Origin of the sequence: Sorangium sp. So ce836 (genome assembly GCF_028553905.1) — a bacterium.
Taxonomy (GTDB): Bacteria; Myxococcota_A; Polyangia; order Polyangiales; family Polyangiaceae; genus Sorangium; species Sorangium cellulosum_D.
Genome location: NZ_CP102233.1, coordinates 14,544,736 through 14,555,308, shown reverse-complemented (window position 1 = coordinate 14,555,308; position 10,573 = coordinate 14,544,736). Strand labels below are relative to the sequence as shown.

The 10,573-nt window shown below is 72.1% G+C and carries 9 protein-coding genes; all 9 read left to right on the top strand.

All coding sequences use genetic code 11. The features are described from left to right. Positions 1-820 precede the first annotated feature (820 nt). The 9 genes from NQZ70_RS53060 (at position 821) to NQZ70_RS53020 (ending at position 10,152) form a co-directional block, all read left to right on the top strand. Positions 821-1,903, top strand: coding sequence for a hypothetical protein (locus NQZ70_RS53060; protein ID WP_237244880.1), 1,083 nt, complete (start codon positions 821-823; stop codon positions 1,901-1,903). A 102-nt stretch (positions 1,904-2,005) separates the two neighbouring features. After that, the gene (miaE, locus tag NQZ70_RS53055) at positions 2,006-2,602 is read left to right on the top strand and encodes a tRNA isopentenyl-2-thiomethyl-A-37 hydroxylase MiaE (protein ID WP_061623067.1); all 597 of its coding nucleotides are present in this window, start codon (positions 2,006-2,008) and stop codon (positions 2,600-2,602) included. Between the two features lie 9 nt (positions 2,603-2,611). Further along, positions 2,612-4,084 carry a hypothetical protein gene (locus NQZ70_RS53050; RefSeq protein WP_237244879.1) on the top strand — a complete coding sequence of 491 codons (1,473 nt, stop codon included), beginning with the start codon at positions 2,612-2,614 and terminating at the stop codon, positions 4,082-4,084. A gap of 251 nt (positions 4,085-4,335) precedes the next feature. Then, positions 4,336-4,818, top strand: coding sequence for an ATP synthase F0 subunit B (locus NQZ70_RS53045; protein ID WP_237244878.1), 483 nt, complete (start codon positions 4,336-4,338; stop codon positions 4,816-4,818). Continuing rightward, positions 4,815-5,819, top strand: a complete 1,005-nt coding sequence (locus NQZ70_RS53040) for an ATP synthase F0 subunit B (RefSeq protein WP_129581045.1) — start codon at positions 4,815-4,817, stop codon at positions 5,817-5,819. The genes NQZ70_RS53045 and NQZ70_RS53040 overlap by 4 nt, the downstream gene beginning before the upstream one ends. Next, the gene (atpH, locus tag NQZ70_RS53035) at positions 5,816-6,358 is read left to right on the top strand and encodes an ATP synthase F1 subunit delta (RefSeq protein WP_129581044.1); all 543 of its coding nucleotides are present in this window, start codon (positions 5,816-5,818) and stop codon (positions 6,356-6,358) included. The genes NQZ70_RS53040 and atpH overlap by 4 nt, the downstream gene beginning before the upstream one ends. 116 nt (positions 6,359-6,474) lie before the next feature. Further along, complete coding sequence (atpA, locus tag NQZ70_RS53030; RefSeq protein WP_129581043.1) at positions 6,475-8,376, top strand: F0F1 ATP synthase subunit alpha; 1,902 nt, start codon at positions 6,475-6,477, stop codon at positions 8,374-8,376. A 6-nt stretch (positions 8,377-8,382) separates the two neighbouring features. Beyond that, positions 8,383-9,351, top strand: coding sequence for an ATP synthase F1 subunit gamma (atpG, locus tag NQZ70_RS53025; RefSeq protein WP_129581042.1), 969 nt, complete (start codon positions 8,383-8,385; stop codon positions 9,349-9,351). A gap of 195 nt (positions 9,352-9,546) precedes the next feature. Continuing rightward, entirely contained in the window at positions 9,547-10,152 is a 606-nt protein-coding gene (locus NQZ70_RS53020) for an L-threonylcarbamoyladenylate synthase (RefSeq protein ID WP_129581041.1), read from the top strand. The last annotated feature ends 421 nt before the right edge of the window (positions 10,153-10,573 follow it).

Sequence of the window (10,573 nt, the reverse complement as noted above, 5' to 3'; positions counted from 1 at the left end):
CGCTGCTCTGAAGTCCGCTCCACGAAAATAGGTTTCGGGGGCGACCGATGAAACCGTCGCCCCCAACTTATCCACAGGTCTCCCAGCGAGGACTCGCCTCTAACTTCTGGAGATCACTGTGTTATTCTGAATGTAATCGAACGGCGTGTCGACTTTTCAACAGTCCGCCCACGGCCGCTTCGCCCTCGGGAGGTCGTCCGCATGCCTCCATCGAATGCGGGGGGGATGGTACGGCCCCACTGCACCGGCGCTCGGCTCGGCATCCGCCGAGCACGCCGCTCGAGGTGGGGGTGCAACCGTCGCGTCGAGGTCCATCGCATTGGAAGACAGATCGGCACAGCCGTCCCCCATACCGCCTCACAGAGCTCGGTAGCCCGCAGCGCCCCTTTCGGGGCCACCCTTTGGAGGACCCGGTGCGGCGCAGGACCGCCCCGAGGACGAATCCGAGGTAGCACCGGGTGAGTCCGGGCGTCTATGCCCAACTGCGAAACCCGGCTCAAGTATCGAACTTCATTGGGTTTAATTCAGTCCCTGGCGCACTGCGAAAACGGCTTCGCGGCCCCCGCGCTCCGCCCTCCGGACACCAGGCGCCAAAACTCCCGACGCGGGTCGGTGATTTTCACGATGCGCTCACGATTGCAGAGCAAAACCCGCTCATCTCGTCGTCAAGAGGCTAAAGGTAGCTGAAATTCCAGCTTTTTTAGAAACGCGGAGGTCGTCCAGCACAGACCGACCGGCGCGAGCCGTTCTCGGGGGGCCGAGAATTTGTCCCCAGGGCCTCGGTCTGAGGTATGGCGAAGCGATGCGGTCGGGGATCCGGTTGACAAGGGGGGCCCTCCTGGCGCAGCGGGCGGCGTCGACGACCGCCGCGCGGGCCAGGGCCTTCTCCGCTGCAGGCGCGCTCGCGCTGGCGGCGGCCGCGGGGCCGGCGGCGGCCGAGGAGCTGCCGCCGCAGCTCGCCTACGCCTACGGCGAGAACGAGACGCCCCGCGCGGCGGCCCTCGGCGGCGCGCTGCGCGCCCTCGGGAACGGGACGTCGGCCATCTTCCTGAACCCGTCCGCCATGGTCGAGACCCGCGTCTACCACGTCCAGGGGCTCTTCCAGGGCAGCCCGGAGGCCGGACGCCACGCCTACGGCGGCGTCGTCGTCGACTCGGTCACGGGAAACCTCGCGGGCGCGCTCTCCTTCGTCGGCGGCTTCGTCGACATGGGCGAGGGCGGCCTCAGGCGCTCCTACATCGACGCGCGGGCGGCCCTCGCCTACCCGATCACCGATCGCATCTTCGTCGGGCTCAGCGGCCGCTACGCCAAGATCACGCAGGACGGCGTCCTCGGCGGGCGGTGGCTCCACGACGGCCCGGTCTCCGGCGGCCTGCGCGACGACAAGGACGTCGTCGTGAAGAAGAACGCGGCCGGCGAGGACGTGACCACCGTGGTGGGGCGTCACTCCTTCGTCAACGAGCTCACGTTCGACGCGGCGCTCACCGTCAAGGCGACCGACAACCTCTACATCGCCGCCGTCGGGCAGAACCTCACCTACCCGGACCACGGGCTGCTCCCCACGACCGTCGGCGGCGGCGTCGGGTTCGGCACCGACGACTTCTCGATCGAGGTCGACGGGCTCGCCGACCTCAACTCCTACCGCGAGACCTCGTACCGCCTCATGGCGGGCGGCGAGTACCTCGTGGCCGATCGCTTCCCGCTCCGCGCCGGCTACCGCTTCGACCAGGGCGCAGGCCAGCACGCGCTGTCGCTCGGCGTCGCCTACGTGGGCACCCAGTTCGCCGTCGAGGGCACCGTGCGGCGGGCGCTCGCCAGCGGAGGACCCACCACGTTCGTGGTCGGGCTCTCGTACCACCTCGAGTCGAGCGGGCTGACCCGCGCGCCGTCCGACGGCCTGTAGCCCGGCGCCGTCGCGCGGGCGCCGCGCCGGGGCGCGACGGCGAGCCGCCGCCTCCCGCCTCCCCCTTCTCGCCGCGCCGCGCCTGCTCTAGGTCGGCCCTGCGTGCTGTGCCTGACCCTACCGACCGATCCACGCTGGGCTGACGTGGCGCTCGCCGACCTGCCGGCGCTCCTGACCGACCACGCCCACTGCGAGATGAAGGCGGCGTCGAACGCGCTGTCCCTCGCCGCGCGCTGGCCGTCGATGCCGCGCCTCGCGCGCGCGCTCGTCGACCTCGCCGAGGAGGAGCTCCGGCACTTCCGCGCGCTGCTCGACGTGATCGAGCAGCGCGGCCTCGCGCTCGGCAAGCCGGAGACCGACGTCTACGCGAGCGAGCTGCGCAAGGCGGCCTCCACCACCTGCGCGCGCAACGCGAAGGCCGCCCTCGTCGATCGGCTGCTCGTCGGCGCCATCATCGAGGCCCGCTCCTGCGAGCGCTTCCGCCTGCTCGCCGACGGGCTCGCCGCGCGCGCGCACGAGCTCGCGCCGCTCTACGAGGAGCTCTTCGCGTCCGAGGCGCGGCACTACCGGACCCTCGTCGATCTCGCCGTCGAGGTCGCCGGCGACGAGGTCGCGACGCGGGCGCGGCTGGCCGAGCTCGCGCGCGCCGAGGGCGAGATCGCCGGGCGGCTCGGGACGGCACCCGCGGTGCACGGGTAACGGGGGTAGATGCGCATGGAGATCGATCTGCTCCGCCTCGATCGGGACGTCGCTCGAGCGGCGCGCGCTCTCCGCGCGGCGCTCGGCGACCTCACCCGGCGCGGTCCGACCCCGCCCGCCGAGGACCAGGGCGGCCCGAGCGCCGCCGAGGCGAGGGCCCGGCTCGAGAACCCGCTCGAGCCGTTCCGGCGCGTCAGCGCGCGGACGACCTACCTCGAGCTCACCGGCAAGACCCCCGGCCTCGGCGCGGAGCTCGGGCTCGCGAGCCCGACGGCGGCCGCCGCGCCGGACCCGACCGGCCTCGCGGCCCCGCTCGCCGACTGGGTCTACACGCTCACGCTGGAGCGGGTCGTCTGGCCCGACCGCGTCCGGCTCGCCGCCGCGTGGCACGCGGCGTCGCTCACGATCGATCTGCCCGAGCCGGCGCGGGTGTCGCCGCGCGAGGCGCGGCTCCGGCTGCTCGCCGATCCGACCGACGCCGGACGGCGGACCTTCGCGGAGGTGCTCGCCCGCGGATCCGGCGCGGTCGCCGACGCCGCGCGCATCCTCGTCGAGCGGCGGCACGAGGCGGCGCGGCGGCTCGCGGAGGAGGGCCTCCGCGCCATCGAGATCCCCTGCGATCCCCCGGACGCCGCGATCGGCGCCGCCGAGGCGCTGCTGCGCCGGACCGAGCCGATGATGGAGCGCGCGCCGACCTGGTACGGCGCGCTCGGGCGCGCCGTGGGCCGCGACGCGGCGTCGGGGTGGCCGGCGCGGCTCAGTCCGCGGTGGATCGAGGAGCTGTTCCGCGCGACGAAGCTCACCGAGGGCCTCGCGATCGATCTCGGGCCGCTGCCTAGCCCGCTCGGCGCCGCCTCGTTCGCGCGCGCGCTCGCCCGCTTCGGCGCGGCGCTCGCGCGTGGCGTAGGTCAAACGACGCGCGGGCCGTTCGCGCTCGCCCACGCGCCGTTCGATCTCCGCCGCGCGCGCCGCGCCGCGCTGTTCGGCGGCCTCGTCGCCGATCCCGTCTTCTGCGCCCGCGCGCTCGGGCTCGGCCGGGGCCGCGCGCTCGATCAGGCGCGCGCGACCGCGCGGAGCCTCCTCCTCTCGCTCCGCCTCGACGCCGCGACCGTGGCGCTCGTGTTCCGCTCCGGCCAGGACGGAGGCGGGCACGTGCTGCTCCGGGGCGCGCGGGACCGCGGGGATCGCTTCGAGGAGGTGACCGCGCGCGCGCTCGGCGCGCCGATCCCGGGAGCGCTCGCCGGGGTCCTACCCGCGCTCGATCCCGGCGCGGCCGCCCGCCTCGCCGGGGCGGTCCTCGCCGCGCGCGATCGCCGCGATCTGATCGAGCGCTTCGACGAGGACTGGTTCCGCAACCCGCGCGCGGCCGAGGCCCTCCGCGACGAGGACGGCGCGCCGCGCTCGCCGGCGTCGCGGCGCGCGAGCGAAGCCGATCTCGAGGCGGGCCTCGGCGAGCTCGTGCGCGCGCTCGCGAGCCTCTGACGCTCGGTCCCGGCGCGCAAAAAACGCGCGCTCCGAGCGGCCTGATCGCGCCGGCGAGCGGGCGGGACGAGCGGCGAACGCGAGGGGCGCGCAAGCGCTGCGCACCGCGGAGAGGCGGGCCCGGCGGCCCCGCCGAGAGCCCTTCCAGCTTTGACTGACACGTGCTAGGTGCCGGCTCGCGAAATCGCCCCCCTCCGGGGCGCGCGGCGAGCAGCTCCCGCTGCGCCGCCCTCGTCGCCGAACAAGCACCCGTGAATCCGAACGCAATGCACCCTCTCCTCGCGTCCGGCGCCAGCGCCATCTCCGTCGACTTCGATCTGACGTTCCTGGCGCAGGTCGTCCTGTTCTCGACGTTCGTCGTCGTGCTCAAGCCGCTGCTGTTCGATCCGCTGCTCCGCGTCTTCGAGGAGCGCGAGCGGCGCACCGACGGCGCCAAGCGGGAGGCGCGCCAGATGGACGAGCGCGCGGGCGAGCTGCTCACCCGCTACGAGGCCGAGATCGAGAAGGTCCGGCGCGAGGCCGGGGTCGAGCGCGAGCGGCTCCGCGCCGAGACCGCGAAGATCGAGGCGCAGATCATGGCCGAGGCGCGCACCGAGACGGCGCGCATCCTCGAGGACGGCAAGGCGAAGATCGCGGCCGAGGTCGCCCGCATGCGCGGCGAGCTCGCCGCCGCCCAGCCCGCGCTCGCGGCGGAGATCGCCGCCAGCATGCTCGGCCGCGAGGTGCGCCAGTGAAGAACCCGCTCCGCCGCTCATCGCTCGCGCTCGGCCTGGCTGCGGCGCTCACCGCGGGCACGGCGCTCGCGCAGCAGCCCGCCGCGCAGCCGGGGCTGCCCCCCGGTCACCCGCCCGTCGGCGCGCAGCCCGGCGCGGCCCAGCCGGCCCAGCCCGGCGCGGCCCAGCCGGCGCCCCGCCCGCGCGAGGCGCAGCCTGGCCGGCCGCTCGGCCCGGGCGGGCGCCCGCTCGTTCCGGGCCACGGGCTCCGGCCGCAGCCGGGCATGCAGCGCGCGCGCACCGCGCCGCCGGAGACCACCGAGCACGCCTCGCACGGGGAGGAGCACTGCCCCGGGCACGGCCCGACCGATCCGCCGCCCCACGTCAACTGGTGGCACGGCCTCATCGGCGTGAACAACGAGGCGGCCGCGAAGGGCGGCATCAACGCGCTGCTCTGGCGCTACCACAACGAGCAGAACCCCTGCGATCCGAAGAACGAGCCGCCGCCGTTCCTCGCCTCGGTCCTCAACGTCGGGCTCCTCGCGTTCATCATCTACCGCTTCGGGCGGAAGCCGATCGCCGAGGCGCTGAAGAAGCGCAAGCAGACGATCACGCAGGAGCTCGACAACGCCTCGCGCCTCAAGGACGAGGCCGAGAAGCGGCTCGACGAGTACGAGGACAAGCTCACGCGGCTCGAGGAGACGCTCGCGGAGCTCAAGGCCGAGCACGCGGCGCAGGCCGCGCTCGAGAAGGCCCACGTGCTCGCCGAGGCGGAGCAGCGCCGCGTCCGGATGCGGCGCGACGCCGAGTTCCGCATCGAGCAGGAGCTCAAGGCGGCGCGCGCCATGCTCCTCCAGGAGGCGGTGCAGAGCGCCGCGGCCGCGGCCGAGGAGCTGCTCCGGCAGCGCGTCGGCCGTGAGGACCTCGAGCGGGCCAACGAAGAGTACCTGAAGGCCATCCCCGCGGCCGTCTCCGCCGGCGCGAGCCGCCGCGGGGCCCAGACCACCGGAGCAGCGATATGAGCTACGAGGCCGTCGCCCGGCGCTACGGGCGCGCGATCTTCGAGATCGGCAAGGAAACCGGCACCCTCGCGGCCCTCGCCAGGGAGATCGGGGACGCCAGCGCGACCTACGCGGCGAGCGAGGAGCTCCGCCTGGTCCTCGACAACCCGCTCATCCCCGAGGCCCAGCGCGAGGAGCTGCTCCGCGAGATCGGCGCCCGCGCCGGCTTCTCGGAGGTGACCAAGAACACCCTGCTCCTGCTCGCGCGCAGGCGGCGGCTCGCGGCGCTGCCCGAGATCTCCCGGCAGCTCGCGCTGCTCGTCGATCAGGAGCAGAACGTCGCCCGGGCCGTGGTCACGAGCGCGGGCCCGCTGACCAGCGATTACCTCGACCGCCTCCGGGCCGAGCTCGAGAGGGCGACCGGCCGGAAGATCTCGATCACCCACAAGCAGGATCCCTCGCTCATCGCGGGCGTGGTCACCCAGATCGACGATCAGGTGATCGACGGCAGCCTCCGGACCCGGCTGTCGGCGTTCCGTGACAACCTGCTCCGAACCTGAGGGGACGCGAACACGCACCCCTGTTTCCCACGAGGTCGGGGCTCGGCGTTCGCCGACCCCTTGACCTTGACGACGTTGACTCCGAAGCCCAAGCGTCTCCGGACAGAGGACTCCGCATGCAGCTCCGCGCCGAAGAGATCTCTCAGATCATCAAGAAGCAAATCCAGAACATCGACAAGGCCGCCCAGGTCACCGAGACGGGCACCGTGCTCACGGTGGGCGACGGCATCGCCCGCGTGCACGGCCTGAGCCGCGCCATGGCCGGCGAGCTCGTTGAGTTCACCGGCTCGGAGGGCACCAGCCTGATGGGGCTCGTGCTGAACCTCGAGCAGGACAACGTGGGCGCCGCCATCTTCGGCGATACGAGCATCATCAAGGAGGGCGACGCCGTGAAGCGCACCGGGCGCATCATGGAGGTGCCCGTCGGCGAGGCGACCCTCGGGCGCGTCGTCAACGCGCTCGGCATGCCGATCGACGGCAAGGGGCCGATCGAGGCGAAGGAGCGCCGCCGCGTCGAGGTGAAGGCGCCCGGCATCATCCAGCGCCAGCCGGTCACCGAGCCGATGCAGACCGGCATCAAGGCGATCGACGCGATGATCCCGGTCGGCCGCGGCCAGCGCGAGCTCATCATCGGCGACCGGCAGGTCGGCAAGACCGCCGTCGCGGTCGACGCGATCATCAACCAGAAGGGCAAGGGCGTCATCTGCGTCTACGTCGCGATCGGCCAGAAGCTGTCGACGGTGCGCCAGGTCGTGGACAAGCTCGATGCGCACGGCGCGCTGGAGTACACGATCATCGTCGCCGCGACGGCGAGCGAGACCGCGCCGCTCCAGTTCATCTCGCCGTACACGGGCGTGACCATCGGCGAGTACTTCCGCGACAGCGGGCGCCACGCGCTGTGCATCTACGACGACCTGTCGAAGCAGGCGGTCGCGTACCGCCAGCTCTCGCTCCTGCTCCGCCGCCCGCCGGGCCGCGAGGCGTACCCGGGCGACGTCTTCTACCTCCACTCCCGGCTCCTCGAGCGCGCGGCGAAGATGGCCGACATCTTCTACGTCGTCGCGAAGGGCACGAAGATCGAGGGCGGCGACCCGTCGTACCGCGGCGTCGACGGCAAGGCCCACGTCGGGGCGCACGGCATGCACTCGGCGAAGGACTCGCTCTGGAAGACGGTCGACGCGGCCCTCTTCGAGAAGCTCGAGCAGGCGCGCAAGGAAGAGAAGAAGGACGAGATCAAGAAGCTCGAGCAGCAGCTCTCGGACAAGGCGAAGGCGAGCGACTACGAGATCGTCCGCGATCCGAAGTCGGGCGGCTCGCTCACCGCGCTGCCGGTCATCGAGACGCAGGCCGGCGACGTGTCGGCGTACATCCCGACGAACGTCATCAGCATCACGGACGGGCAGATCTTCCTCGAGGCCGACCTCTTCTACTCCGGCGTCCGCCCGGCCATCAATGTCGGCATCTCGGTCAGCCGGGTCGGCGGCAACGCGCAGATCAAGGCGATGAAGTCGATCGCCGGCACGCTCCGCCTCGACCTCGCGCAGTACCGCGCCATGGCGGCGTTCTCGCAGTTCGCCTCGGACCTCGACGCGAAGACCCGCGCGCAGCTCGAGCGCGGCGCGCGCCTCACCGAGATCCTGAAGCAGGGCCAGTACGTGCCGCTCGCCGTCGAGAAGCAGATCCTCATCATCTACGCCGGCACGCAGGGGCTGCTCGACGACCTGCCGGTGAGCTCGCTCGCGCGCTTCGAGGAGGAGCTCTACAAGTTCATCGAGGGCAAGCACCCGCAGATCTTCGCGGACATCCGGGAGAAGAAGGCGCTCGACGACGACCTCAAGTCGCGGATGACGAAGGCGATCGACGCCTACAAGAAGCGGTTCGTGGTGGACGCGCGCGGCGCCTCGACCGGGGCCGCCGCGGCGGCCGCCGACGACGCGAGCGACGAGGACGAGGAGGCGCCGGCGCCCAAGGCGAAGTCGAAGAACGGGAAGGGCGCCTCGAAGGCCCAGGAGAAGTAGGCAGCCGTGCCCAGCCTCAAGGCCATTCGCAAGCGGATCTCGAGCGTCAAGTCGACGCAGAAGATCACCCGCGCCATGAAGATGGTCGCGGGCGCCAAGCTCAACAAGGCGCAGCAGCGCATCACCGAGCTCCGGCCCTACGCCGTGAAGGTGCAGGAGGTGCTCTGGCAGATCACGCGCGATGCGGTCGCGGCCTCCGCGGCGGAAGCGCCCGCGGCGGCGGGGACCGGGGCGGAGGGCGAGGCGGGCGCGCTCACCGGGCGGGAGGGGGCGGCGCACCCGCTGCTCGTGGCCCGCCCGGAGCGGCGCGTGCTGCTCCTCGTGCTGACGAGCGACCGCGGGCTCTGCGGCGCCTTCAACACGAACATCAACAAGCGCGCCGAGCGCGAGTGGAAGAGCCGGACCGAGGCCGGCCAGGAGGTCCAGCTCGCGATCATCGGCCGCAAGGGGCGCGACTACTTCAACCGCCGCAACGCGCCCATCCTCGAGTACCTGCCCGGCGTCTGGGACAAGCTCAGCCTGGAGACGGCGCAGGCGGTCGGCGCGAAGATCCTCGCCCCGTTCGACAAGAACGAGATCGACGCGATCTACCTCGTTTACAACGAGTTCAAGAGCGCCATCACGCAGACCGTCGTCGTCGAGCGGCTCCTGCCCGCCGGCGGGGCGGCGCAGGAGCAGGCGGACGAGGCGGCTCACGCCTCGCCCGGGGCGGCCGCGGAGTTCCTCTACGAGCCGGACAAGGGCGCGCTCCTGGAGCGGCTCGTCCCGATGTACGTGGACATCTCGATCCTGCGCGCGCTCTACGAGTCGATGGCCAGCGAGCTCGGCGCCAAGCTCACGGCGATGGACGCCGCGAACAAGAACGCCAAGGAGATGATCGACACCCTGACGCTCGAGTACAACAAGGCGCGTCAGGCGGCGATCACCAAGGAGCTCATGGAGATCATCGGCGGCAGCGAGGCGCTCAAGGAGTAGCGCCGCGCGTCCGCCGGCCCTGCCGGCCGTCGGACGGCTGCCCCGCGGCCGTCGCCGGCCTGCGGCCGGCTCGTCTCTCGGGGCGTCGGCCCGCCCTTTTCCGTCTCAGCAACCGCTCGTCGGCCCGGCAGCGCTGGTCGCTCCTCGCGGCCAGCACTGGCCGAACCGCCCGGGCGACCCCATGGTGTCGGTCCCGTGCTGCAGCCCATCAACCCCGATCATCCGGAGCCGCGCAAGATCGCGCGAGCGGTCGACCTCATCCAGAAGGGGGAGGTCATCGGCTACCCGACCGACACCGTGTACGGGCTCGGGTGCGACCTGATGAACAAGCAGGCGATCGAGCGCGTGTACCAGATCAAGGGGATGCGCCAGAACAAGAACCTCGCGTTCATCTGCCCCGATCTGAGCGACATCGCGCGCTACGCGATCGTCGAGAACCAGGCGTACCGGATCCTCAAGCGGTACCTGCCGGGGCCGTACACGTTCATCCTGCCCGCCACGCGCGAGGTGCCGAAGTACGTGCACCTCAAGCAGAAGACGGTGGGCATCCGGGTGCCGAACCACCCGGTGGCGCTCGCGCTGGTCCGCGCGCTCGGGCGGCCGCTCATCAGCACCACCGCGGCGCCCCCGGGCGAGGATCCGATCATCGATCCGGGCGAGATCGACGATCGGTTCCCGGGGCTCGCGCTGGTCCTGGACGCCGGGACCGGCGGGTCGGTGCCGACGACCGTGATCGACCTGAGCCAGGGCGACGTGCAGGTCGTCCGCGAGGGGGCGGGGCCGACGGACGATCTCGTCTGAGACGGAGGCAGGGGGAGCGCGGGGATCCGAGCGGATCGGCCCCCTGGGAGGGAGGCGGTCGCGCGGCACGGCGCGGGGGCCCCGCCGAACTCGCCTGGGACATCATCCGCCCGGCGCAAGCGCCGGCCGGATGATGTCCCAGGCTCAAACATCGGCCCATCCCCCGCACCGTGCCGCGCGACCGCCTCCCTCCCAGGGGGCCTGCGGTCTACGCGGAAGCCGGGCGAGGCGGTTGCAAGGGTTGATACAAGCGTTGAAACGGCCTTCTCGGTCGACGAGTTGGCCATTTCAAGCCTTGAGATGGGTCACTGGGCGGCCGAGTTGGCCATTTCAAGCCTTGAGATGGGTCACTGGGCGGCCGAGTTGGCCACTTCAAGCCTTGAGATGGGTCACTGGGCGGCCGAGTTGGCCATTTCAAGCC

Bases quoted from the DNA above. Each gene is read 5' to 3' on its own strand.
- NQZ70_RS53050 (WP_237244879.1), top strand. From the start codon at position 2,612: ATGCGCATGGAGATCGATCTGCTCCGCCTCGATCGGGACGTCGCTCGA.
- atpH (WP_129581044.1), top strand. From the start codon at position 5,816: ATGAGCTACGAGGCCGTCGCCCGGCGCTACGGGCGCGCGATCTTCGAG.
- atpA (WP_129581043.1), top strand. From the start codon at position 6,475: ATGCAGCTCCGCGCCGAAGAGATCTCTCAGATCATCAAGAAGCAAATC.